This window comes from Thermoflexibacter ruber, from assembly GCF_900113045.1.
Lineage (GTDB): Bacteria > Bacteroidota > Bacteroidia > Cytophagales > Thermoflexibacteraceae > Thermoflexibacter > Thermoflexibacter ruber.
The window spans coordinates 29,120-53,274 of the sequence record NZ_FONY01000027.1 but is presented as its reverse complement, the minus strand read 5'-3'; the positions used below and the strand labels follow the sequence as shown (position 1 = coordinate 53,274).

Sequence of the window (24,155 nt, the reverse complement as noted above, 5' to 3'; positions counted from 1 at the left end):
TCGCAAGTTGCAATTCCCTATTTTGATAAAATCTTTTTATACTTTGACTCATCTTTGAAAAGTGCCAAAGCAGCTTTGATATCAGGGTCATCATCAAAAGAGGCTTCCATACGTCCATCTGCAAAGTAATAACGACTTGCTATTTCCTTTTCCAATTCTTCTTTGATTTCCGATTTAAACTTTTGCAAATCATTGTCTTTGTTGTGGAATAGCTTATCTTTTAGCGTATTGAGTTGCGGCTTAATATCGTCATAATATTTTTCCTCTTTGGCTGTTTTTTCAAGACTTTCTATAGTTCTCTCTACTCTGGTCTTATAGTCCAAGTCTTTGTTAGCTAACCACTTAACAAAATCTTGGTATTGCGCATCAGACAGTTTGAACTCTTTGGCGGGAGCGATGCTTGCATTTTTTACTCTAAACTCCGTGGCATAATCAAAAATAAGCCCCTTGCGAAGCATAACAGACAGAATTTGGGGAACGTGAGGTTTTTCGTTCTCTATGTCTGGTTTTACTCCACCGCCGTCATATACTACTCTACCTATTTTTGTTTTGAAGGCTACTCTGAGAGAATCAGGTACTTTGCCCACACTTCCGTCAGGATTGCGATTGCTGTAATCTACCGCTTGAATACACCTTCCACTTGGGATATAATATTTGGCTACGGTAACTTTAAGTTTAGAATTGTAAGAAAGAGAACGAGTTACCTGTACTAAACCTTTTCCAAAGCTATTCTGTCCTATGAGAACCCCTCTATCGTAATCTTGGATAACTCCACAAACAATCTCTGCCGCAGAAGCACTCGAGCTATTGATAAGCACCGTCAAAGGTATGTCTGTATCTAAGGCATTGTTCAGGGCGTTGTATTTTTTGTTCCATTCTTTTACTTTGCCTTTAGTGCTTACAATCTCGCTTCCTTTGGGAACAAATAGGTTAGAAATATTTACTGCCTCACCCAGCAAGCCCCCAGGATTATCTCTTAAATCTAAAATGATATTTTTTGCCCCTTGTTCTTTTAGTTTTAAAAGTGCATCTTTAACCTCTTTGCTGGCATTATAGGTAAAATCAGTAAGTTGAATCAGCCCCACTTCATTACTCACCATACCGAAATAAGGCACATTAGTCGTAGATATTTTTTCTCTGACCATTTTGAAAGTCAATGGTTTATCACTCCCAAATCGCTTTACTACTACTTCTATGGGAGAGCCAGCTTGTCCTTTAAGCAAATGGCTAATTTCATTACCATTTTTGGTAGTAACATCAATGCCATCTATTTTTAAAATCTGGTCGCCGATGAGTAAACCCGATTTTTCGCCTACAAAGCCTTTCATAGGCTTGGTAATCAGCGTTTTCCCGTCTTCTCTTGTAATAGTTTCTATACCTATACCTGCATACTGCCCTGTAGTCATGATGCGGTAGTCTTCTATCTGGTCTTCGGGAATGTAGTTTGTATAGGGGTCTAAGGAGTTGAGCATAGAATTAATACCTTCATTCATGAGTTCGTTAGGGCTAATCTCATCTACATAATAGGTATTGACTTCTTTGAACAAAGAGCCAAAAATTTCTAAATTTTTCATCACCTCGAAGTAATGGTCGTCAGGTGAATTGTATGCCACTAAAAGCGATAAGGAAGCGGCAATAAAGAGGTAAAGCGTTTTTTTCTTCATAAGAAAAACTAAAATTTTGCTGTAAAATAAAAGCGATGAATATACATAAATAGATTGTTTTGTTGATTATGTCTTGTTTATAGTAATCACTTGTAGCAAGTATGGTTTTTATCAAATAAATTCGACTAACGAAAATAAGTATTTTAGTACTAATATTCAAATTTTAAGCAAAGTTATGCAAAGCCTCAGCCAAAATTGTGGTAAGAAAATAGGAGAGGCTTTATATATAATATTTTACTTTTTACTTTTTTGAAAAAGCGAACCTACCAAAAGCGTGCATACAAAAAGGCAAGAATGATGCAAATAGTGATTGCCCCTACATTAAATACTATGTCTGTATGGAAAAGTTTTTTATTCAGCACAATGCCTTTGGGATTTTCTACTTTGCTTTCATACAAGCTAATACCCACCATCAAAGCACATAAAGATAGAAAAATCACGCCCATGCGGTCTAAAAAAGGCAAGTCTGGAAGCAGAAACTTAAACAGCAAGGATACAGGCACAGACAAAATAGCTGACCAGAGTGCCGCATTAGCCGTAGTCTTTTTCCAGAAAAGACCAAGCAAGAAAATGGCTACCACCCCCGGACTTACAAAACCTGTAAACTCCTGAATGAATTGGAAAGCTTGGTCTAAGGTAGAAAGGAAAGGAGCAACTACAATGGCTACGACCATAGCCGCTATCCCAATCATGCGTCCAGTAAAAACTAAGTTTGCTTCGCTGGCTTCCTTTTTGATATATTCTTTATATAAGTCCATAGAAAAAATAGTGGCGATGCTATTGGTCATCGAACTCAAAGAAGACACTACTGCGGCGACCAATGCCGCAAATGCCAATCCTTTTAACCCAACAGGAACAAAACTATTCAACAGCCAAGGATAGGCTTCGTCTGCCTTAGGTAGGTCAGGCTTCAGCACAAAAGCCACAATCCCCGGAATCACTACTATCAAAGGCATAATGAGTTTTAAGAAGCCTGCAAAGATAATCCCTCGCTGTGCTTCTGAAAGATTTTTGGCGGCTAAGGCTCTTTGCGTAATGTACTGATTACAACCCCAATAGTTCAAGTTAGCAATCCACATTCCCCCTATCAGCACGCTAATACCGGGCAAGTCCTTGTAGCTTGGGTGTGAACTATCGAGTATCATATCAAATCGCTCTGGTGCTTTTGCCAGCAAAGTAGAAAGTCCTGTAAATACTCCTGCTCCTTCGCTCAGCGTGTCCAATGCCAAATAGGTAGTTATCAAACCTCCCAGCACCAAAAAGGCAACCTGCACTACATCTGTCCAAGCTACAGCCATTAGCCCTCCATATATAGAATAAACTAAGGAAAAAATAGCCAAACAAATAATGGCTATAGTCAAATCTATGCCCATGACCGTTTTCAAGGTCAAAGCTCCCAAATACAACACAGATGTCAGATTGACAAAAATATATACCAGAAGCCAATAAACCGCTAAACTCGTTCTTACGCGCTTATCGTAGCGGATTTCTAAAAATTGGGGCATGGTATAAATTTTTTTATCTAAAAAAATGGGAAGAAAAAACTTGCCCACGACCAAAAGGGTAGCGGCTGCCATCCACTCATACGTAGCTATGCCTAAGCCCAAAGCGTATCCTGAGCCTGACATTCCGATAAACTGCTCGGCAGAGATGTTAGAGGCAATCAGCGAAGCACCTATTGCCCACCAAGGAAGCGTACTACCTGCTAAAAAATAATCTTTGGAGTCTTTTTGATGCCCTTTTTTGTCGCGAGATACCCAAAGACCTACGGCTACTATGAGCAAACAGTAGCCAACAAAAACAGCAATGTCTAATTCTGAAAATTTCATATTTACTCTGTTAAAAATGGTAATGTAGTGTACTTACAAATTTTACTTGCTTTGAGTCTGCTATGATAAAAATTTGTATCTACATTTCAGTACTCGAAGTGGTAATTTTTGATAAAAAACATATTTTTATCAAAAGTCATAGAAAAGATGAATTTGTAAAGGTCAGATAAGCATTTTCACCATAGCCGTAGCCGTAGAGGGACAAGTAGAGGTGAATTGTGGAGAAGTAAGTACTTCTTGGGGAATGGATTGGCGAGGAGTAATCACATAGTTATTCTTTTCAAAAAAGTCCTTGGCGGTTTCTGTTAGTAAATAAATACCCTTTGCCTGACGACTACGGGCAATACCCTCTGTTTCAAGTAGAATTTGTTTTCCAATACCTTTGCCTTGAGAACACTTTGATACACTTACTGAGCGAAGTAGGATATTTTGCCCATACCATTCTAAGCCCGCAGTACCTATGACTTTATTCTCAGCATCAAGTAGTACAAAAAGTTCCGTTGCTTCCCCTAAGTCTGCATAGGGAAGTTGGGCTTCTATTAGTTGAGCCACAAAAACCTTTTTAGCTTCCTCAGAAGTTACTCTCTGAAAAGTAAGGTCTTGCGATTCACTATGATATTTATTTTCTTGCAATTTAGATATAAAAGTTTATTGAAGTGATTGGTTTTGATAAATGTTAGACGCTGGATTTTAGTAATTATTTAGGCATCTCATAGCCCATCTTATCTAAGATTTGGAAAACAAAACTTGCAGAGATTAATGCAGGGATAATGCCTACCCACCCTAACCATGAGCAGAAAAAATAAAACGCCCCTGCAAAAACAGCCACCACTAAAATCACAAAAATAAATTCTGTAAGCATAGGAGAGTAGTTCCTCTCTCTCAGTATCCTAATTACCCCTCCCAGAGAAGTAACTATTAGGAAAAAAGCAATAAACCAACCAAACATTGTATTACGTATTTTAAGTAAAATAGTTGATAGAGATTTTGTTAAAAAAACGCAAATCTTGTTTGGTTATTATAAAAATCTTAGAAAAATTATATCAACTTTACTCTATACTCGTCAGAATTACTTGCAACTCCCTGATATACTCTCGTTTAGTCATCTTAGATGGGGCATAGACAAAACCTTCTGCGTAATAAATTCTGCCTTTTTTATTGTCTGTAAAAACATAGCTGATAAAGGAGCCTCCCATAGAAATATTATTGGTTTTCCAAAGTCCGCGCGTTTCCATAGTATATCTACCTTTGACCATAAGGGGCTTAGATACAGGAGGTTCTAAAGTTTCTGTAACTACATACGATTCTTTGTTGTCAGGGTCGCCATAGAGGTATTTTTTGCAGATTTGATTCCTCCAACTGATAATACTATCTTTTTCAAACTGATTTTGGTTTTCATAAGGTTTGTAAGCTACAAAAAATGACTTATCTATTTCAGGGTCTAACAAACGATGCCAAAGGAAGCCCTCCTTACCGTCTGTACTTTTCTCATTCACAACTTGTTCATAACCAAAAGGAATTCTTACTTTGAATCCATGTTTTTCTGTTATTTGCTTGCTTATATTCGTTTGCTCTTTGGCTTTATAAAGTCTTTGCGATAGTCTTCTAACCTCTGCACTGTTAAAAATTTCTTGCAGTCGTTCCTTATTGGCTTTGAGCTGCTTAATAAGCCCTTGGTCTGTTTTGCTAAACAAAAACAGTAAAATCTGGTCTTTGGCGAATTGCTCATATTTTAGTAGCATAAACAAGCTATCTGTCTGCTCTATAGTTTTTAGGCTTTCTTCGGTATAAAAACTTTTGAGTTTGCGTGTTTCCTTAGAACTGCTTTCCAACGAAGTAACCATCACAATATTTCTATGTGATTTTAGTACATCATTCAGGGCTAATGGATTGATATAGCGGAGCGTAAAAATTCGCTCCTCTCTCAGCGTTCCCGCAAGGCGTGCAGAGAATACTTCTCTTACTGCTTTACCTAACTCTCCTTCCCACTTGGTAGAGTCCATGAAAAGTAAAATTTCCCCACTATCTCCTCTGGAAGGCACTAAATTTCCATTTTCTGCGCTGCGCTCCATGCTACACGCAAACAGAAAGATAGCAGTAAAAGCAAGTAAGCAAAGTTTCATAAAAGCTATAGTGTATTTCATTATTGTTTTTTGATTTATAAATCCATTCGTGAAAATTCGTGTCATTCGTGGCTAAACCTTGAACCATTCGTGAAAATTCGTGTCATTCGTGGCTAAACATTACCATAATATCAAAGCCACCCTAAAAGTTACACGATTAACAAAAATTTACTTTCCTAATTCAGTAGCTCGCTGCTTTGCCGCCTTTAGCCCCTCTTGAATTGCATTGCTGAGTTTTAAGTTAGCAAACTGCACCAATGCCGCCTCAGTAGTACCTCCCTTAGAGGCTACCCTTGCTATCCATTCTTTGCAACTAATATTGTGAATATTAAGCAAATGTACTGCTCCCATGAACGTTTGCTCTACCAATAATTCTGCTTGCACTTTGGTAAAGCCCATTTGCATAGCAGTTTCTATCATAGCGTCCATGAAATAAAACACATAGGCAGGTCCACTCCCTGAGATAGCCGTAACCGCATCTAACTTGCTCTCATCATCAAAATACAAAGACTTACCCGTAGTATTCAATAAGTTTTGGATATTGAAAACCTCTTCCTTGCTTACTTCCTCTGCCGATGTAAAGCCCGTCATACCCATACCTATCTGAGCGGGAAGATTTGGCATCGCCCTAACTATTTTCTTGGTTGGGAGTTCTTTTTTCAAGGTTTCTATGCGTACCCCTGCCATGATGCTTAGCACGGTCTGTCCTTCTTGTATATAAGGACTAATCTTAGGAAAAAGGGCTTGCGTATCTTGGGGCTTGATAGCCAAAATAATCAAATCCATGGCTTTAATGTATTCGTCTGGTTGGAAAAATACATTCTTGAAGCCAATAGATTTGAAATAATTGACTTTTTCCTCAAAATGCTCCAAAATGTATAAGTCATCTTTTTGAATAGCATGATTAGCGAGAAAACTATCTGCATAAGTCTTGCCCATGTTTCCGCCGCCAATAATCAAAATCTTCATTTGTTTGTTAATTAATTTTTATGAGATTTGTAATAAGGCTTCAAAAATAGAGAACTTTATCAAATAAATATAGGCTTACTTATGAAAATTAGTGTAGAAATTAGCTTGTATCCGCTTAGCGAAAACTACGAGCAGATTATTTTAGATTTTATTGCTAATATCCGCCAAAACACACAATTAGAGGTCATTACCAATGGTATGAGTACACAGATTTTTGGAGAAATCAACCAAGTAATGACCTCTATTGAAAAAGAAATGACAACAATTTATGAAAAACAGCAAGCCGTATTGGTCATGAAAATGGGCAGAGGTGAACTCAAGTATAAGCAGAAATAGCCTTATTGAGTTTTCCTAATGCCTAATATTTTGCCTGACTGATAATTACAAACATAAACTTCTCCCTCCTCGTCTTGCCCAAAAGAAGAAATAGCCCCTAAGACTTGGAGTAGGTCTTCGTTTTTTACTGTTTTGTTAGCCTCATCGTAAGTAAGTACCCAAACTTTACCACTGATGTAATCTCCATAAATGTATTTTCCTCTCAGTTCTGGGAACTTTCTTCCTCTATATACATATCCTCCTGTTACAGACCGACCCTCAGCATGGCTATAATCCCAAATCGGCTCTACCAAGTCTTGTGAGGGACAGTTAGCCGCAGGATTGTAGCAAATTTTCCCTTCGCGAAATCTCCAGCCATAGTTCCCTCCTTTTTCTATTAAGTTTACTTCTTCTCTTGCATTTTGTCCTACATCTGCCGACCAAATACGCCCTGATTGTCTGTCCAGAGAAGTTTTCCAAGGATTGCGAAGTCCGTAGGCATAGATTTCTCTGCGTGCATTAGGCGTACTAACAAAAGGATTGTCAGAGGGAATAGCATATTGCAAGTTACCTTCGGTACGATTTACGTCTATCCGCAAAATCTTACCAAGCAAATTACCCAAGTTCTGAGAGTTGTTTTGAGGGTCGCCTCCACTGCCACCATCGCCAGAGGCAATATACAAGAACCCATCGTTGCCAAAGAAAATAGACCCGCCGTTGTGATTGGCAAAGGGTTGCGGAAAAGTAAGTAAAATCTGTTCGCTATTTGCATCTGCCTGATTGGGATTGGCACTATTTACCCTAAAACGAGAGATAACAGATTCTGTCTGACCGCTGGTATTCCTTCGCGTGTAATTGATAAAAAGTAGCCCATTGTTGCGATAGTCAGGGTGAAATGCTAAGCCCAACAAACCTAATTCACCTCCAGAAAGCACTCTTGAAGTAATATCTAAAAACGTACTTTGAGTAGCGTTAGTAGAGTTCGGAAATACTTGTATCCTTCCTGCCTGCTCTACCACAAAAATACGATTCGTTCCATCGCCCGCATGAGTCATGTCCACAGGGGCGCGAAACGAAAGTGTAGGGAAAGCATCAAAAGTTTGCCATTGTGCGGGGTTCAAAGGGGTTGTATCTACAATATCAGGTTCTTGAGCCTCTTTTTTACAAGCGCAAACACCTACTATCACGAGCAGTAAGAAAGCTAATAAGATGATTGAAGAAAATTTGATTTGTTTTTCCATAGTCAATTCAATTTTTAAAGTGGTTAAAGAAAAAAGCAAAGCCAAATGTTGATATAGTTTTATATCTTAACGAAACATATTGCTTTTTGTTAGAAATAAGTAATTTCATTCAAAAAATCTCTAACTTCAAAGCCTAAACTAATAACTTATATCTTTCTCAAATTATAACTATTTCAAAATGTATCTCTTAGGTTATGATATTGGTAGTTCTTCTATCAAAGCCACCTTGTTAGAAGCTGAGACAGGCAAGGTAAAAGCCTCTGCTACCGCACCCTCAAGCGAAATGGAAATGATTGCCCTCAAAGCAGGCTGGGCAGAGCAACACCCTGACAAATGGTGGGAGTACGTCAAACAGGCTACCCAACAACTACTGCACCAATCAGGAGTAAGCAAGCAAGACATCAAATCCATAGGAATTTCTTATCAAATGCACGGCTTGGTAGTGGTAAACAAAGATTTGCAACCACTCCGTCCCTCTATTATTTGGTGCGATAGTAGGGCAGTGCAAATTGGGGAGAAAGCTTTTGGTGAGATTGGAGAAGAGCAGTGTCTGGCTCACTTACTCAACTCACCAGCTAATTTTACCGCTTCTAAGCTAAAATGGGTAAAAGAAAACGAGCCAGATTTATATGCCCAAGCGTATAGATTCATGCTTCCGGGAGATTATATCGCTATGAAAATGAGTGGGGAAGTACAAACCACCGCCTCGGGCTTATCTGAGGGAATCTTGTGGGATTTCAAAGAAAAGAAGATAGCAGATTTTCTTTTGGCATACTACGGCATTGACAGATTCTTAGTGCCTACTATCGTGCCTTCTTTTGGACAGCAAGCCCAATTAGGTAAAAAAGCAAGCGAAGAGTTGGGTTTAGAAGCAGGAACTTGGATAGCTTATCGCGCTGGCGACCAGCCAAATAATGCTTTTTCTCTTAATGTGCTAAATGCGGGGGAAGTAGCCGCTACCGCAGGCACTTCTGGCGTAGTATATGGCGTAAGTGATAGCTTCCAGTACGATAAACTTTCAAGGGTAAATACTTTCTTACACGTCAATCACAAAGCAGGTATTCTTCTCTGTATCAATGGAACAGGTATCTTAAACTCTTGGCTGAGAAGAAATGTATTTTCTGAGCAGACCTCCTACCAAGCCATCAACCAATTAGCCAGCCAAGCACCAATAGGGGCAGATGGACTTTGTATCCTTCCCTTTGGTAATGGGTCTGAGAGAGTATTGGCTAACAAGGAAATAGGAGGAAATATTTTAGGTTTGCAATTTAACCTACACACCAAAGCACATTTGGCAAGGGCTGTCCAAGAGGGAATTGTTTTTGCCCTGCGTTACGGCTTCGATGTAATGAAAGGGATAGATGTGCATGCAAAAACCGTCAAAGCAGGAGATGCCAATATGTTTTTAAGTCCTCTTTTTGCTCAAACTTTTGCTAATGCTACCAATACCGTGGTAGAACTTTATAACACAGATGGCTCGCAAGGGGCAGCGAGAGCAGGCGGAGTAGGTGCAGGCATATATCCCTCTTTTTTAGAGGCTTTTGTAGGTCTGCACAAAACCCAAACCATAGAGCCACAAGCAGACTTAAAAGAAAAATATGAGGAAGTCTATCAAAATTGGCTAAGCAAACTTAACTCTTTGATTGCTTGATGAAGATACTCAAATCACAAAATTAAACAAGCATTTCCGCCAAGTCTTAGCTTGGCGGAGATGCTTCCGAGAAAAACCATTAGGCTTGTCAGGTATTAGTTTAAAAATTTATATCAACTTTCTTGTTCAGCTTCTTGTGCATTCTGGCTGTTAAATTGCTACTTAAAATTAAAAAATTAGCAGTAAAGTTTATGAAATATCTCTTCTCTTATCTAATCATTATCGTACTTTTATGGAGTTGCCAAAAGGAAAGCGACCCGAATCCTTTGCAAGAAGGCACGGGAAAATTAATTTTTAAGTTCAAATTTGACCCTCAGCAAGAACGTTTAGATAATTTGGGCAATATTGCTAATATACCTACTGGAAATGCAGGACAATCTCCCGCTTTTAATTTGATAAGTGCTCATTATTATGAACTAAGTCCTACCGCCTTTACTGCTTTGGGGAAAGGAGCTATTCTTTATCAAGCCCCCGAAGTAGCTACTGGTGGAGAAAATGCCATTGATTTTGAACGAAGTAAAAATGTAAAAGAAGGAGAAGTTGCCTTAGAAATTCCTATCAAAGATATTGTCGCTGGGCAGTATGAATATTTAAGAGTTTCCTTAGCTTATCAAAATTATAGTGTGAAATTTAGGGCTTTAAATATGGATTTGGAAGGAACTGTAGCGTCTTTTATTGGCTTTCGCACTTATATTAAAAGTCATAGAATCAAGGAAAGTAGCTTGATAGTCAATGGGAATCGTTCGCAAGGTTATTGGGCATTTGAAACTCCTTATGGAGTTAGCAGTGGGCAGGCGGCTCGTACCACAGTTCCCAATCCACTTTTTGCTACCTCGCCTATCCCCGCAGGTTCTTGTGTAGTTACTGCTAAATTTGATACGCCTTTGATAATTGCAGGTAAAGAAAATAAAGATATTGTCATCACTATTTCCTTGTCCACCAATAAAAGTTTTGAGTGGAGAGATACTAATGCTAATGGGATATGGGAGCCTTTAGAAAATGAAAATGTCGTAGATATGGGAGTAAGAGGCATGAAAATCAAGGTCGAGTAGTAAATTTATCAGGAGTTTTTCAATAAAAAAATCAAAAGAACTAATTACAACTATATACTTGTGTTACAATTATCTAAAAGAAAAAAAATTATTATCAGTAGTCTAATTATTTTGTCAATCGGTTTGGGCTATGGATTCAATTTTGGCTTAGAATATGCTAATATCGCCGCCTCCTATGCGGCTAAAACAGTATGTTCCTGTGTTTTTGTTTCAGGACGCACCTTTGAATCCGTCAAATCGGAGGACTTGTATGCCGTACCTATGGCAGAGGTACAAATAGATGAAACTAAGCAAGAGGTAATAGCAAAAGTCTATCATCTTGCAGAAGCAAAAGCTATTTACAGGAAAGGACTGGGGTGTACCTTAGTCAATGAAATTTCCGAAACCGAGATAAGACAGCAAGCTAATTTACAGGTAATAGACACTTTGCCCATACAAGATTTTACTTTGGATTCTATTCCTCCAAATGTTGATGTTAATATACTCCAACAAGCCATCGACAATGCTTTCGAGGAGAAAGAAAAAAGCCGTATCATTCGCACCAGAGCAGTAGTAGTGCTTTACAAGGGGCATCTTATTGCAGAAAAATACGCACCCACTATCAGCCCGCAGACTCCTCTCTTAGGCTGGTCTATGACCAAGAGCGTTACCAACGCTATGGTGGGGTTATTGGTCAAGGCAGGGAAAATAAACATCTACCAACCCGCACCCATAGACGAATGGAAAAATGATGAACGCAAAGCCATTACTACCGACCAACTCTTGCGAATGAGCAGTGGTTTATCTTTTGAAGAAAACTATGCCAAACCCAGCGATGCGACCCGAATGCTTTTTCGCAAAAAAGGAGCTGGAGTGTATGCACTTTCAAGTAAGTTAGCGAATGAACCCGACCAAGTATGGTACTACTCAAGCGGAACGAGCAATATTTTACAAGAAATCATACGCAGACAGTTTCCCAACCATATAGATTACCTTGCCTTTCCTTACCTATCTCTTTTCCAAAAAATAGGAATGAAAAGTGCAGTCATGGAAGTTGATGCTTTGGGAACGTTTATAGGTTCTTCATTTATGTACGCTACCGCAAGAGACTGGGCTAAATTTGGGCAGTTATTTCTCCAAGATGGGATATGGCAAGGTGAAAGAATCCTTCCCGAAGGTTGGGTAAAATACTCTGAGACCCCTACCCCCAAATCCAACGGCAGGTATGCAGCTCAGTTTTGGCTCGAGGCGAGAGATAAGGATTTTCCCAAAGATGCTTTCATGGCATTAGGCTTTGAGGGACAGTCCGTAACTATCATTCCTTCTAAGGAATTGGTCATTGTGCGTTTAGGTTGCACGCCCAATGAAAATGATTTTGACCGAAACCAGTTTGTGAAAGACATAGTAAAGGCAATAAAATAAACAGATTAGCATTTATTCAGTACAGAAACAAATAATCATAGTGAATCAGTGGTTTTTGATTTTTCCAACCCATTCTTTCTATGGCTTTCTCGTCGTCATACTGCGAAATTCCCAAGCCCAATAAAGAGCCTTTTTCATCTACTATCTTCAGAATATCTCCCTTGTCAAACTGTCCTTCTATTTTTGTAATACCTACTAAAAGCAAACTGTTTGCTTTATTCTCAAATAATGCTTGCTTTGCTCCTTCATTGATATAGACCATGCCTTTTACAAAGCCATCAGCATGAGCCAACCATTTTTTTATGCTTGATGATTCTTTGTGAGGCTTAAAAAATGTTCCGTGAGATTTGCCTTGCATCGTTTCGGTAAGAATAAAATCTGTTTTCCCATTAACAATGTGTACGGCAATGCCTAACTTAGCTACTCTTTTGGCGATATTACTTTTTGTTACCATACCTCCCCTACCAAAGTTAGATTTTTCGGTAGAAATGAAGGATTCAAAATCAAGTATATGATTATCTATCACAGGAATTAGCTGAGATTGAGGGTCTTTAGGATTGCCGTTGTAGATGCCATTGACATTGGTAAGGATAAAGAGGGCTTCTACGTTCATCATGCTCGTAAGCAAACCTGCCAATTCGTCATTGTCAGTAAACATCAGTTCTGTGATAGAAATAACATCGTTCTCATTAATAATAGGGACGATATTGTTTTGAAGTAAAGTATCCAAACAGTTTTTCATGTTCAGGTAGTGCCTTCTATCCCTAAAATCCTCTTTGGTAACTAAGACTTGTGCGCAGGCAAGTCCCTGCTCAGCAAAAAGTTCACTGTATTTTTGCATGAGTTTTACCTGCCCCACAGAGGAGAATAGCTGTCTTTGAGCAATAGTGTCATTTTTTTCTGAGGCTTGGACAATGCTCCGTCCAAAAGCCACCGCTCCTGAAGAAACTAAAATGATAGCTATGTGTTGTTTTTTTAAATCTGCGATTTGCCGAACCAAATTTTTCATTCTCAGCAAATCAGGCAAGCCATCTGCTTGGGTAAGTACATTAGAACCGACTTTGACTACAATTTTTTTATAAAGCATGAATGATAAGCTGTTAGCGAAACAAATTTTTACTTTGTTAAATATTCAAAAATAGACAAAGATAGCATTTGTCTTGGATTAAATTTTGTTTTTCTTTATGAAAAGTACATGGATTAGTTTTGTATTTTTGTAGAAAAAGACGATACAAGCAACTTTTTATATATTCTAATGTCCTTTTTCATACAATCGTATAACTATATAATGAGATGATAAGACACAGATTTTTCCTATTAGCTTTTTTATTACTTGGGGCTGTTTTGCCTTTTAGGAAGGGAAAGGCACAGGAGTACAAGATAGAATTTAACCTACAAGGTAATAAAGGCGAAGTCCAAAATATAAGATTTAATCCAGATGGCAGATATTTGGCAGGTGGCGACCAGTTTGGTAATATCCTGATTTGGAATGTAAAAACAGGAAAATTAGAAAAATCTATCAATGGTCATACAAGGAGAGTATTAGAAGTAACTTTCAATAAAAGTGGTTCTATGCTGGCAAGCACAAGCGAAGACGGAAGTGTAGCAGTTTGGGATACTAAATCTTGGAGACTTTTAGCCACCTTCAAAAACAAACCCTTTGTAAACTATGACGGGAGAGAGCTTGTTTCCTCTTCCTTTGTCGTGTTTTCTCCTGACAGTAGATATGTCTATTTTGGGGGAGATAATGGCTACATTATGAAAGGACAAATACAGCCTGATGCCTCAGGAAGTATTCGCCCTGCCGATGCAGTATTCTCCACCAATTACGAAGATGGACGTTGGTATGGTACAATTACAGGAGGGTGTATCTCTGGAGATGAAAAATACTTGGTGATTACCGTAGGACATCTGGTGGATTTTATTGACCTGAAAACTGATGTTTTAGCCAAATATTTTCGCTATGACGAGGGTTATTTGAACGACGTAGTAGTAGGACCGCAACTCAATACAGTAGCTACTTGGAGCGATGACGGAAAGGTCAATATATGGAACAGTGCCACAGGGCAAATTACCAATAGCTTCCAAGTAACTGTCCCGGGAAATTACAGTGGGGCTTCTTTTAGTAAGGATGGCAAATATCTGGTAAGTTCTGCCTCAGGGACAGTTGCCAAACTTTGGGACGTAGGGAGCGGGAAGCAAATTAGCACGCTAACAGGTCATACACGCATAGTGAGAATTTCTCGCTTTAGCCCCACGGAAAATGTCATCGCTACCGCAAGCTATGACGGCACAGTAAACCTATGGAGAGAGAAAAAAGAAGAAGAAACTCCTCCTGTTGCAGTGATTACGCCACCTCCCGTGAAGGAAGAACCTAAAAAAGAAGAACCTCCCGTAGTGGTAATTACGCCACCTGTCAAAGAAGAACCTAAGAAAGATGTATTGAAAGACATCAAGATTGAGGAAGTACATGAAGGAGATATTATTCAATTAGAAAATATCTTGTTCAGGCAAAGTCGCCCAGAACTTTTGCCAAGTTCCTATGATGAATTGAAAAAACTATTGGAGTTTATGAAAAAGTACCCCAAAGTAGAAATAGAACTTTCAGGGCATACAGACAACGTAGGCGACCCCGCAAAAAATCAAAAACTTTCCGAACAAAGGGTTATTGTCGTTAAAAATTATCTGATTAAGGAAGGCATCAAAGAATCTCGTATCAAAACGGTAGCTTACGGCGGCGACAGACCTATCGCAGACAATAGGACGGAACCGGGAAGACAGAAAAACAGAAGGGTGGAGATGAAAATCTTGAAAAAATAACTTTATTAGCTAAAAATCATAATTAATTCCCCCTGATACAGTGCTACCTACTCTGTCAGTAAAGTAATATTCAAAAGTATCTTGCTGCAAAATATTTCTGACGTTGGCATAAAAGAGGAACTGCTTGAAGGGGCGATACCCTACTTTCAAATTCAGCAGCAACTTACTCTCAATGATACATCTTATTGAAGGTCTATTTAAAAAAGAATCAGAAATATGGGTAAGTTCTTGCTGGTCAAAATAATAGCCATTTAAGTTAATATTAAATTTGTTAATAGCATAATTAAAAACAAATCCTCCATAAAGCCTCGGCGTTCCTTTGTAATTGTCTATATTGGAGAGTACAAGATAATTAATAGTTGGGTTAAAAGATACGTCAAAATTAGACGGCGAATAATCTTTTACCTCAGTTTGCTGAAGGGTAAAAAATAGCCTTGTTTGCAATTTTGAAGAAAAGTTATAAGCAAAAGTCAAAGTTACGCCTCGCTGGATTCCTCTGGCAGGTATTTTTGTTTGAAATAGCGCGCGCCTTTGTATTCTTCTTGTAGGTTCATTGATATTATCAACCCTTGCTATCAGCGCGCCATAATCCTTAGCATCAGAGCGAAAAAAGTCCACATCAATAGATAGCTTGTCTTGTGCTTGAAAACGATAACCTATTTCTACACTTTTGGAAGTCATTAGCGTCAAATTCTCATTCCCACTTACCATGTCATAAGTAAAAGTAGTAGCAGAGGTTTGTCGTAAGGCAGACCTATAATTAGCAAAAATTTGAGTAATAAATGCTCCCCTATTTGCCTGAGCATATACTGCACGAAAAATATGCTTTTCTTTGACTTTATAAGTTCCTATCAACTGATAAGAAAGATACCCTGCATCGGGCGTGCTAAATTTAGAATAAAGTGCAGCAGCTATTAAACGCAAGTTCTTATGAGTGTAATCCAAACGCATAGAAGGACTTATGATGCTGATTCCCTTTCTTCCACTAATCAATCCTGTTTCCACATCTTGATTGGTGAAATACTTACTATCATCATAAATGCTATTCCTATAAGAAAAACTAGGTTTGAGGTTAAATCTTTTCCATGTTAAGTTATAATCTGCCTGCAAATCTAATACTCCAAAGTCGTATGCTGCTCCTATGGCTTCTATGCCAGGACGCTGTTTACCAAACCAATAAGAAAGTTGTATATCTCCATCTTTGAGCCTACTTCTTAAATCAATGTATTTTGTTTGCGAAGTCATAGCAGAAAGAGGAGTGTATCTATTTTCTGCAAAAGTGCGCACACTATAAGAATCTTCTAAGCCCAAAGTAGCATCAATAGAAACATTCGTATTAGGAGTATAATTAAAAAAAGTATTGAATCCATACCTGTCCATGCTTACATCTAACTGCGGGTACTTTCTCAGCACACTCTCATAGCCTTTTATAACAGAAGAACCTATTTGATAGCTTGGAATGCCTACTGCACTATTGATAGGATTCAAGTATCTCTGACTCACTAAACTATAAAACTCATCTGTGGTTCGCTTTCTCTGAGTGTAGTTGAATGATGCCATTACCTGTAATTTAGGGCTGGGAGCGTAGCCGCCAGAGGCACTTGCCCTTACTGTTCCTAAACTTCCATACTCTAAGTTCCCAGAGGTACTGAATCCTTCTCTATTGAGCTTGCGCGTGATGATGTGTATGACCCCCGTAACCGCATTACTACCATAAAGCGCCGAGGACGCCCCACGTACCAACTCTATTCGCTCTATGTCATGAATGTCTATGGGCAAAGCTTCCCAAAAAGTTCCCCCTGAGAAGTAGTTGTAAATCGGACGATTATCTATCATTACTAAGGTATTGCTATTGTCTGCGGCATAGAAGTCAGAACCCGGCGGCATATTGTTCAAGCCACGAACATTAATGTCATAGTTGCCCGACGAGACCTCTCTCACTATCATTCCCGGAAGCAGACGCAAAGCCTCCATAATGCTCAAAGCTCCCGCTTGCTGTATTTCCTCTCTGGTAATAGCTGCAATAGCTACAGGGGCATCAAAAATACTTTCTGATTTTTTTGACGCACTTACTATTTCTAACCCCCTTAACCCTCTCACAGGAAGTTTTAAGATGCTTTGCACAGGAGTTTCTAATAGCTTAGGCAAGGTATCTGTTTGGGCATAGCCCTCTTTTACTAAAAACACAAAGAGAAAAAATAAAACAATAAGGTATCTGTATAAGAACATGATGGAATGATTTTAGAACTCGTTGACTATAAGTAAAGGTAGGATAAACTATTGATTGACTTAGAAAAACTTAGAATTGCAGGGCAAAGTAAAATAAATTTCTAAAATTAAACGTATTTTTGTTGTGAATTTGTATAACTTTCTTGCTTTGGATAGCGCAAAATGATATGAAAAAATTAAATTTCTCCATTTTACTTGTTTTAATTAAATTATTTTCTGTGCCTACTTGTTTTGCACAGCAAGAAATAGAAAAATTGCTGATGAAATTAGACGCTACTACCAAAACAGAAGAAAAGTTAGCATTTTATAAGCAAATTGCTTTTTATTATCAAAATGACAAAGCCTACTTAAAAGCCATAGAGTATTTTCAAAAAGCTGATGACCTGCAAAAAGGTATAGATATAGGAAAAAGACAAGACATTCTCAAAGCCCTTGCCTATAATTATATTCAGTTGAGCAGACCTACGGCAGCAATCAATTCTTTGGAGGAACTCTTGCGACTAAATAACCTTGATAATCAGCAAAAAAACAATATCTATACCCAGCTGGCTCTTTTAGCCAAGCAAGCCAATGACTACTCCAAAGCCATACACTATACCCAAACCCAAATAGCTCATCTGGAAAACAGCAAAAACAACTTAGAACTTGTCCAAGCCTATAACAACTTAGGTGTGCTTTATCAAGAAAATGGCAGTACTACAGAGGCAATGAACTCTTTTCAAAAAGGACTTAATTTGGGCTTGCAGTTAGAGCAGACCTTGAAAGAACTAAGTCAAAAAGCCACTCTATACCTCAACTTAGGAACTACTTTTACGCACTTAGGCGATTTCCAATCTGCTAAATACAACTTTATCAAAGCCTTAGAAATTTGGGAGAAACAAAAAAATGCACACAAAATAGCCCAAGTCCGCAACTACCTCGCCGCTAACTTTTACGTAGCAGGGAATAACTCTGATGCTATTAGCTATGCCCAACAAGCCGCAGAGTTAGCCCGCTTGAACAACGATGAGGAAACTTTGCTAGTGAGTTATCAAATTTTGGCAATGGCTTATCAGGTAGAGGGAGAAATAGTACAGTCGCAACAATACCAAAACCAAAGTAATCAGCTTGCAGAGAAAATCAGAGAACAAAAACGAAAAACAGAGCAAGAACAGTCAGCTAAGCAGTTAGAAATAGAAAAAAAAGAGAGTGAGATTAGAAGCCTGATTTCCGAGAGAGAAAAACAAGCTATGTCTTTAGCACAGGCAGAATTAGAGCGACAAAAGCAAGAAAAAGAATTGGCTTTACTCAAAAGAGAGCAAGAACTTCAGCAAGCACAACTAAAAGCACAAGAATTGGAAAAAGAGCGTATTAGGCAGTTATTAGTCATTGCTCAACAACAAGCACGCTCCGCCGAGCAGGCTCGAGAAGTAGAAAAACAAACACTATTAGCAGAAAAAGAACGCATAGAGCGAGAAAAAGCCAATGCCCAAATGGAAAAAGAAAAAACAGCGCGTCAATTAGCCGAGAGCCAGAAACAACAACAAGAAAAACAATTAGAGCAAGAACAACAGATGCGTCAATTTGGCTACATTGTATTGGGATTGATAGGTATTACCCTTATTGTTATGATTATTAGCTTTGTCAATGCTCGGAAAACTGCCAAAAGATTAGCCAAGCAAAATAAAATCATAGAAGAACAAAGCATAGAAATCCAATCTCAAAACGAAGAGCTTTTCCAAAATCAAGAAGAAATCTTAGCCCAAAGAGATGCCATTGCAGATAAAAATTTGGAATTAGAAAATCGCAATCGTTTCATTCAAAAAAGCATAGGAGCGGCTCTCAATATTCAGCAAGCAATCTTGCCTTACAAGGAAAAATTAGATGAATTACTTAAAGATTATTTCATTATTTATCGCCCTAAAGATGTAGTTTCTGGCGATTTCTATTGGCTCAACAAAATTGGTGAAAAAACAATATTAGTCGTAGCAGACTGCACAGGGCACAGCGTACAAGGTGCATTTATGACTTTGATAGGCAATACTTTATTAGACAAGATAGTAAGAGTTTGGGACATTACTAACCCTACCCAAATCCTCAATCGCTTGCATGAGGAGATAGCAATTGTCCTTCGCCAAGATGATACCAAAAACGATGACGGCATGGATTTGGTCGTGATTTGTATGGAAAAAGAAAGTGAAGATAACACTAAAATTATTTTCTCAGGGGCAAAAAGCAATCTATACTATATCATTGCCTCCCATGAACCCTCAGTACAGATTTTGAAAGGAACAAGAAAGTCTATAGGGGGCAAGCAAAATCCAAACAAAGTATTTGAAAATCATGAAATTATCCTTCCTAAAAATAGTCTTATCTATGCGGGGAGCGATGGACTCCAAGACCAAAATAATACAGAACGCGTTAGGTTTGGAGAAAAACAGATTATTCAAATTTTAGAAGAAAATTGCCACCTGCCCTTAGCAGCACAAAAACAAATACTGGAAAATACCCTTGATGCCCACATGAAAGATGTAGAGCAAAGAGATGATATTTTATGGATTGGGGTGCGCGTATAAATTAAAAAAATCCTTAGCTTTGAAAATCCAAAATCAAAAAAGACAAGTATGACATATTGTTTGGCTATCAAAGTAAAATCAGGAATTGTAGGTCTGGCAGATACACGACTTACTTCGGGCAACGAATTTTCTATTGCTCGCAAAGTTACTATACATCAAAGAGATAATCATTCTCTTTTTATTATGACCTCTGGCTTACGCTCAGTCAGAGATAAAGCGATTACCTACTTTAATGAAACCATAGAAGACGGAACAGCCAATTTTGATAAAATGTATAAAGCGGTCAATGCTATTGCCGCACAGGTCAGGGCAGTAGCAAGAGAGGACAAGGCAGCTTTGGCAGAATCAGGCTTGTTTTTTAACCTCTACGCTATCATAGGAGGACAGTTAGAACATGACCCCGAACCCAAATTGTATTTGCTCTATCCTGAGGGAAACTGGGTAGAAGTAGGGCAAAGTTCTCCATACTTCATCATAGGTAATTATGGCTATGGTAAACCTGTCTTAGTCAGGAGTTTAACGTATGAATCAAGCATTGAGTTTGCCTTAAAAACAGGGTTTTTATCTTTTGATGCTACTCGCTTGAGTTGTAACGATGTAGGCTATCCTATTGATGTAATTATTTATGAAAATAATAGTTTTCACATCGTTGAACATCGTTTTGAGGAACATGACTTACAAGCTATTTCCCAAGAATGGAACAGAGGCGTAACAGAATCTATCAATCGGATGCCTGAAGATTGGATGCGCCCTATCATAGATAAGGTTCATAAGATACACCACCAATAACCGCATTTTATAATTTCTTAGTATGTATGGACAATACCAAACTGATTATTTTTTCAGCTCCCTCTGGCGCAGGTAAGACTACGATTGTTAGACACTTATTAGCAAATAATCCTGAATTGGCTTTTTCTGTTTCCGCCACTACCCGCGAGCGTCGCTCTTATGAAGTCGACGGGAAAGATTATTATTTTCTTTCCAAAGAAGAATTCGAGGAAAAAATTAAGAATAACGAGTTTGCCGAGTACGAACAGGTTTACCAAGGCACCTACTACGGCACCCTAAAATCTGAAATAGAACGCTTACGTAAGGAAGGAAAAAACCTTATTTTTGATGTGGACGTAGAAGGCGGACTAAAAATTAAAAAACTCTATCAACAAGATGCGCTGGCTATATTTGTAAAAGTAAGTTCAGTAGAAGTACTAAAAGAACGCCTAAATAACAGAAATACAGAAACCGAAGCAAAACGAGCAGAACGCATCGCCAAAGCAGTCAAAGAACTCATGTACGAAAAACTTTTCGATGTAGTAATAGAAAACGATAATTTAGAAGAAGCCTTAACCAAAGCACAAAAACTATATAATGATTTCAAAAACAATACCTTATAAATAAAAGCCCATAGTTGTAAAAACATGGGCTTTTATTTCAAAATACTTCGGTTAAACTTTTACAAATTCCCTCTTTTTAACTCTTCTACTGCATAATTTGCCGCTCTTGCCGTCAAAGCCATGAAAGTCAGCGAAGGATTTTGTATGCCTGTAGAAACCATGCAAGCTCCATCGGTTACAAATACATTTTTGCAAGCGTGCAACTGATTCCACTTATTCAAGAGAGAAGTTTTAGGGTCTTTGCCCATGCGTACTCCCCCCATTTCGTGTATGTCCAAACCCGGCGCTTGCCCAGAATCGCGAGGACTAATATTTTTACAACCTGCACTTTCTAACATCTCCGCACCTTGAGTCAAGAAATCTTGTAGCATCTTTTCATCATTCTCATCGTAGCCCACTGAAGTAATCAACAGAGGAATCCCCCATTGGTCTTTTTGGTCAGTGCTTAGACGAACATGGTTGCTTTCCTTAGGGATAGTTTCACCTTGCATCATCATATACACGCTCCAATCAGAAAATCCAGAAAGGCTATCTTTCCATTCCGCCCCAAAGCCTTCTTTCCAGTTCCCACTGCCCCAGTTATTCCCGCGATTTGCTGAGAATGCCACCATATACCCACGCATAAAATCCATTTCTTGCTTGCGCAAATTCCTGAACGAAGGCATAAAACACATAGTAGGACGGCGACCATAGTCTATGCTATCTTTTAAGCCTTCGTAACTCGCCGTCAATGAGCCTCTATAATTATGAAAAGCAATGTATTTGCCAAGTAAGCCATTGTCATTTCCTAAGCCATTAGGAAAGCGATTAGAAGTAGAGTTAAGCAAAATTAAATTGGTATTGAGGCAGGCGGCATTGACAAAAATGATGTTGGCATAGTATTCTGCGGATTCTTTGGTATTGGCATCTATGACTCTTACACCTACTGCTTTTTGCTTCTGCTCATCGTAAATAATAGAATGAACCACAGAATCAGGGCGAAGGGTTAAGTTTCCCGTTCTCTCCGCCGCAGGTAAGCTCGCAGAGTTGGAGCTAAAATATGCTCCATAAGGACACCCTCGATAGCAAAGATGTCGAGCCATGCACTGCCCACGCCCTAATTGGAGGTGATGGGCTTGAGGTTTAGTCAGGTGAGCGCAGCGACCAATGATAACAGGACGGTCTTTGTAGTTTTTCATGATACTTTTTTGCATCTCCTTCTCTAAGCAATTCATCTCAAAAGGAGGCAGAAACTCTCCATCAGGTAGATTTTCTAAACCATCTTTGTTACCAGAAATGCCTGCAAACTTCTCTACATAGCTGTACCAAGGTGCCAAATCGTCATAAGTAATAGGCCAAGGAATAGCAAAGCCATCTCGTGCAGGTGCCTCAAAATCAAACTTACTCCATCGCTGTACCTGCCTTGCCCAAAGCAAAGATTTTCCTCCCACTTGATAGCCTCTAATCCAGTCAAAAGGCTTTTCTTGGATATAGGGGTGGTCTTTATCTTTGACGAAAAAGTGTTGAGTAGCTGTATCTAAGGCATAGCACCTACTTGCAATAGGGTTTTCTGCTTTGAATTGGGCGGTAGTCTGTCCCCTATTGTCCAATTCCCAAGGGTGTTTCATGGCTGTAGGATAATCTTCGCGATGTTTGACCATTCTTCCTCTCTCTAAGACTAAGGTTTTCAAGCCTTTTTCGCAGAGTTCTTTTGCCGCCCAACCGCCACTGATGCCAGAACCTATTACTATGGCATCATAAGTCATTTTTTGCTTTGCTGTTCCAAGTATTCCCATATTTACTATATTTATGTATTGTATCTAAATAAGTGCAATTTAGAAAATTAATTCCTAAGTAGCTTTACAAAGATAAAATACATAAAATAATTCTCGGGCTATAAGTCTGCAAGTTTCATCATAAACTTTACCTTCCTCTGCTGTTCCGTCTGACCTTTTGGGGTCTTCATAGCCGTTGTAAATGCGTATCTCTGCTCCAAAAACAATAGGGCAGGCTTCATCTGCTTGCGAACAGACCAAAATAGCCCCGTAGTTTTTCTGCGGATTCTGCTCGTCATCATATTTCTTTGAAAATAGGAAAAATGGAGAAATTTTTTCTGCAAAACGAACTTCATAGCGAGGGTTGTTAGCTACTGTAACTGGGGCAGAAAGTTGATGAACTTCCTCTATTTTTACTCCTGCCCTTCGCAAAGCGGCTACGGTACGGGGATTGCAAGCGGTAGCTTCTGTTCCCCCAGAGTAAGTTTGGATTCTGCTCAGGTCAAATCCATAATATCCTGCGGCTATTTTTGCCCAAACTTGCCCAAATTGGCTACGGCGAGAGTTGTGCGTACAGATGAAAGTTAGGTTTACGGTTTCTCCTTTTTTATACTTTTCACCAATAAATCCTGCAATTTTTTTCAAATTTTCCTTCCTTTCCTCTGAAATCCGAGAAAATTCGCCTTCTAAGGTTTTACAATAGGCTTCCAACTCTGGGAAAAGTTTGGTTTCCGTGTTCATAGTATAAGCAATTAAAATGAGTGTGATAAATAAAGTTTTCATTAGCAACAATGATTTTGAATATTTGAAATAATTTGTTTGAAAAAAGAGTGAAATAGCGTTTGATACTCTATAAGTTTCTCATTATCAATACAATAATTTACTTTTACTCCCTCAATCTCTCCTTTGATTAAGCCAAAATTTTTCAACTCCTGCAAATGCTGAGAAATAGTAACTCTATTGAGTTGAGGTATTTCCTTAGAAATATCTCCTGAAATACACGTTTTTTTTTCCGCTAAAAGTTGGACAATAGCTATCCTTGCGGGGTGAGAAATCAATTTAGCAAACTGCGAGAGGGTTTGCTGTTCTCTACTAAAATTATTTATCTTTGCTTGCATAAGTTATAAATATGTTGCAAACATACTGCATAATTTTTAAAAA

General features: G+C 38.6%; 20 protein-coding genes. 8 read left to right on the top strand and 12 right to left on the bottom strand.

Translation table 11 applies throughout. The features are described from left to right. Positions 1-17: 17 nt before the first annotated feature. From BM141_RS14835 to proC, 6 genes are all read right to left on the bottom strand, one after another. Positions 18-1,664 carry a S41 family peptidase gene (locus BM141_RS14835; RefSeq protein ID WP_091548020.1) on the bottom strand — a complete coding sequence of 549 codons (1,647 nt, stop codon included), beginning with the start codon at positions 1,662-1,664 and terminating at the stop codon, positions 18-20. A 263-nt stretch (positions 1,665-1,927) separates the two neighbouring features. Further along, the gene (locus tag BM141_RS14825) at positions 1,928-3,493 is read right to left on the bottom strand and encodes a sodium/sugar symporter (protein WP_091548016.1); all 1,566 of its coding nucleotides are present in this window, start codon (positions 3,491-3,493) and stop codon (positions 1,928-1,930) included. A 162-nt stretch (positions 3,494-3,655) separates the two neighbouring features. Continuing rightward, complete coding sequence (gene arsN2 / locus BM141_RS14820; protein ID WP_177217400.1) at positions 3,656-4,126, bottom strand: arsenic resistance N-acetyltransferase ArsN2; 471 nt, start codon at positions 4,124-4,126, stop codon at positions 3,656-3,658. A 64-nt stretch (positions 4,127-4,190) separates the two neighbouring features. Beyond that, positions 4,191-4,442, bottom strand: coding sequence for a hypothetical protein (locus tag BM141_RS14815; protein WP_091548012.1), 252 nt, complete (start codon positions 4,440-4,442; stop codon positions 4,191-4,193). 100 nt (positions 4,443-4,542) lie between these two features. Beyond that, positions 4,543-5,637 (bottom strand): DUF4837 family protein, encoded by a 1,095-nt coding sequence (locus tag BM141_RS14810; RefSeq protein WP_177217399.1) that lies wholly within the window; start codon positions 5,635-5,637, stop codon positions 4,543-4,545. 147 nt (positions 5,638-5,784) lie between these two features. Beyond that, positions 5,785-6,585: a pyrroline-5-carboxylate reductase gene (proC, locus tag BM141_RS14805; RefSeq protein WP_091548008.1), complete on the bottom strand. Its 801-nt coding sequence runs from the start codon at positions 6,583-6,585 to the stop codon at positions 5,785-5,787. An 81-nt stretch (positions 6,586-6,666) separates the two neighbouring features. On the opposite strand from proC, the gene BM141_RS14800 reads away from it, so the two are divergent. Beyond that, complete coding sequence (locus BM141_RS14800; protein ID WP_091548006.1) at positions 6,667-6,921, top strand: YkoF family thiamine/hydroxymethylpyrimidine-binding protein; 255 nt, start codon at positions 6,667-6,669, stop codon at positions 6,919-6,921. Between the two features lie 2 nt (positions 6,922-6,923). Here BM141_RS14800 and BM141_RS14795 read toward each other — a convergent pair whose 3' ends face one another. After that, the gene (locus BM141_RS14795) at positions 6,924-8,141 is read right to left on the bottom strand and encodes a PQQ-dependent sugar dehydrogenase (RefSeq protein ID WP_091548004.1); all 1,218 of its coding nucleotides are present in this window, start codon (positions 8,139-8,141) and stop codon (positions 6,924-6,926) included. A gap of 178 nt (positions 8,142-8,319) precedes the next feature. Here BM141_RS14795 and BM141_RS14790 point away from each other — a divergent pair, with 178 nt between their 5' ends. The 3 genes from BM141_RS14790 to BM141_RS14780 all read left to right on the top strand — a co-directional run bounded on the left by BM141_RS14790 (position 8,320) and on the right by BM141_RS14780 (position 12,245). Next, the gene (locus tag BM141_RS14790; RefSeq protein WP_091548002.1) at positions 8,320-9,792 is read left to right on the top strand and encodes a xylulokinase; all 1,473 of its coding nucleotides are present in this window, start codon (positions 8,320-8,322) and stop codon (positions 9,790-9,792) included. A gap of 191 nt (positions 9,793-9,983) precedes the next feature. Further along, complete coding sequence (locus tag BM141_RS14785; protein WP_091548077.1) at positions 9,984-10,844, top strand: hypothetical protein; 861 nt, start codon at positions 9,984-9,986, stop codon at positions 10,842-10,844. Positions 10,845-10,904: 60 nt separating this feature from the next. Continuing rightward, positions 10,905-12,245 (top strand): serine hydrolase domain-containing protein, encoded by a 1,341-nt coding sequence (locus BM141_RS14780; RefSeq protein ID WP_091548000.1) that lies wholly within the window; start codon positions 10,905-10,907, stop codon positions 12,243-12,245. 16 nt (positions 12,246-12,261) lie between these two features. Here BM141_RS14780 and proB read toward each other — a convergent pair whose 3' ends face one another. Next, positions 12,262-13,332 (bottom strand): glutamate 5-kinase, encoded by a 1,071-nt coding sequence (gene proB, locus BM141_RS14775; RefSeq protein ID WP_091547998.1) that lies wholly within the window; start codon positions 13,330-13,332, stop codon positions 12,262-12,264. Between the two features lie 206 nt (positions 13,333-13,538). On the opposite strand from proB, the gene BM141_RS14770 reads away from it, so the two are divergent. Continuing rightward, the gene (locus tag BM141_RS14770; protein ID WP_091547996.1) at positions 13,539-15,065 is read left to right on the top strand and encodes an OmpA family protein; all 1,527 of its coding nucleotides are present in this window, start codon (positions 13,539-13,541) and stop codon (positions 15,063-15,065) included. A 9-nt stretch (positions 15,066-15,074) separates the two neighbouring features. Here the strand turns inward: BM141_RS14770 and BM141_RS14765 are convergent, their stop codons facing one another. After that, a complete protein-coding gene (locus tag BM141_RS14765) occupies positions 15,075-17,294 on the bottom strand; it encodes a TonB-dependent receptor plug domain-containing protein (RefSeq protein ID WP_091547994.1) in 2,220 nt (739 codons plus the stop codon). Positions 17,295-17,461: 167 nt separating this feature from the next. Between BM141_RS14765 and BM141_RS14760 the strand changes: the two genes are divergently transcribed. The 3 genes from BM141_RS14760 to gmk are packed head-to-tail and all read left to right on the top strand — an operon-like array spanning position 17,462 to position 21,240. Continuing rightward, the gene (locus BM141_RS14760) at positions 17,462-19,849 is read left to right on the top strand and encodes a SpoIIE family protein phosphatase (RefSeq protein WP_143090943.1); all 2,388 of its coding nucleotides are present in this window, start codon (positions 17,462-17,464) and stop codon (positions 19,847-19,849) included. A gap of 48 nt (positions 19,850-19,897) precedes the next feature. Beyond that, positions 19,898-20,638: a proteasome-type protease gene (locus BM141_RS14755; protein ID WP_091547990.1), complete on the top strand. Its 741-nt coding sequence runs from the start codon at positions 19,898-19,900 to the stop codon at positions 20,636-20,638. Between the two features lie 26 nt (positions 20,639-20,664). Next, positions 20,665-21,240 (top strand): guanylate kinase, encoded by a 576-nt coding sequence (gmk, locus tag BM141_RS14750; protein WP_091547988.1) that lies wholly within the window; start codon positions 20,665-20,667, stop codon positions 21,238-21,240. Between the two features lie 59 nt (positions 21,241-21,299). Here the strand turns inward: gmk and BM141_RS14745 are convergent, their stop codons facing one another. From BM141_RS14745 to BM141_RS14735, 3 genes are read right to left on the bottom strand one after another with little or no spacing between them, the layout of a single operon-like run. After that, complete coding sequence (locus tag BM141_RS14745; RefSeq protein ID WP_091547986.1) at positions 21,300-23,015, bottom strand: GMC oxidoreductase; 1,716 nt, start codon at positions 23,013-23,015, stop codon at positions 21,300-21,302. 54 nt (positions 23,016-23,069) lie between these two features. Continuing rightward, positions 23,070-23,777, bottom strand: a complete 708-nt coding sequence (locus tag BM141_RS14740) for a low molecular weight phosphatase family protein (protein WP_245764069.1) — start codon at positions 23,775-23,777, stop codon at positions 23,070-23,072. Further along, on the bottom strand, positions 23,777-24,112 hold the full coding sequence (locus tag BM141_RS14735; protein WP_091547984.1) for an ArsR/SmtB family transcription factor: 336 nt from the start codon (positions 24,110-24,112) through the stop codon (positions 23,777-23,779). Before BM141_RS14735 ends, BM141_RS14740 begins: the two co-directional genes overlap by 1 nt. Positions 24,113-24,155: the final 43 nt, after the last annotated feature.

What these genes read in the sequence shown, in the direction of transcription:
- proC (WP_091548008.1), bottom strand. Translation starts at nt 6,585, where the DNA reads ATGAAGATTTTGATTATTGGCGGCGGAAACATGGGCAAGACTTATGCA.
- BM141_RS14745 (WP_091547986.1), bottom strand. Translation starts at nt 23,015, where the DNA reads ATGGGAATACTTGGAACAGCAAAGCAAAAAATGACTTATGATGCCATA.
- BM141_RS14785 (WP_091548077.1), top strand. Translation starts at nt 9,984, where the DNA reads ATGAAATATCTCTTCTCTTATCTAATCATTATCGTACTTTTATGGAGT.
- BM141_RS14765 (WP_091547994.1), bottom strand. Translation starts at nt 17,294, where the DNA reads ATGTTCTTATACAGATACCTTATTGTTTTATTTTTTCTCTTTGTGTTT.
- BM141_RS14760 (WP_143090943.1), top strand. Translation starts at nt 17,462, where the DNA reads ATGAAAAAATTAAATTTCTCCATTTTACTTGTTTTAATTAAATTATTT.
- BM141_RS14835 (WP_091548020.1), bottom strand. Translation starts at nt 1,664, where the DNA reads ATGAAGAAAAAAACGCTTTACCTCTTTATTGCCGCTTCCTTATCGCTT.
- BM141_RS14795 (WP_091548004.1), bottom strand. Translation starts at nt 8,141, where the DNA reads ATGGAAAAACAAATCAAATTTTCTTCAATCATCTTATTAGCTTTCTTA.
- BM141_RS14810 (WP_177217399.1), bottom strand. Translation starts at nt 5,637, where the DNA reads ATGAAATACACTATAGCTTTTATGAAACTTTGCTTACTTGCTTTTACT.
- BM141_RS14815 (WP_091548012.1), bottom strand. Translation starts at nt 4,442, where the DNA reads ATGTTTGGTTGGTTTATTGCTTTTTTCCTAATAGTTACTTCTCTGGGA.
- BM141_RS14740 (WP_245764069.1), bottom strand. Translation starts at nt 23,777, where the DNA reads ATGAAAACTTTATTTATCACACTCATTTTAATTGCTTATACTATGAAC.
- BM141_RS14800 (WP_091548006.1), top strand. Translation starts at nt 6,667, where the DNA reads ATGAAAATTAGTGTAGAAATTAGCTTGTATCCGCTTAGCGAAAACTAC.
- BM141_RS14735 (WP_091547984.1), bottom strand. Translation starts at nt 24,112, where the DNA reads ATGCAAGCAAAGATAAATAATTTTAGTAGAGAACAGCAAACCCTCTCG.
- BM141_RS14790 (WP_091548002.1), top strand. Translation starts at nt 8,320, where the DNA reads ATGTATCTCTTAGGTTATGATATTGGTAGTTCTTCTATCAAAGCCACC.
- BM141_RS14770 (WP_091547996.1), top strand. Translation starts at nt 13,539, where the DNA reads ATGATAAGACACAGATTTTTCCTATTAGCTTTTTTATTACTTGGGGCT.
- gmk (WP_091547988.1), top strand. Translation starts at nt 20,665, where the DNA reads ATGGACAATACCAAACTGATTATTTTTTCAGCTCCCTCTGGCGCAGGT.
- proB (WP_091547998.1), bottom strand. Translation starts at nt 13,332, where the DNA reads ATGCTTTATAAAAAAATTGTAGTCAAAGTCGGTTCTAATGTACTTACC.
- BM141_RS14825 (WP_091548016.1), bottom strand. Translation starts at nt 3,493, where the DNA reads ATGAAATTTTCAGAATTAGACATTGCTGTTTTTGTTGGCTACTGTTTG.
- BM141_RS14755 (WP_091547990.1), top strand. Translation starts at nt 19,898, where the DNA reads ATGACATATTGTTTGGCTATCAAAGTAAAATCAGGAATTGTAGGTCTG.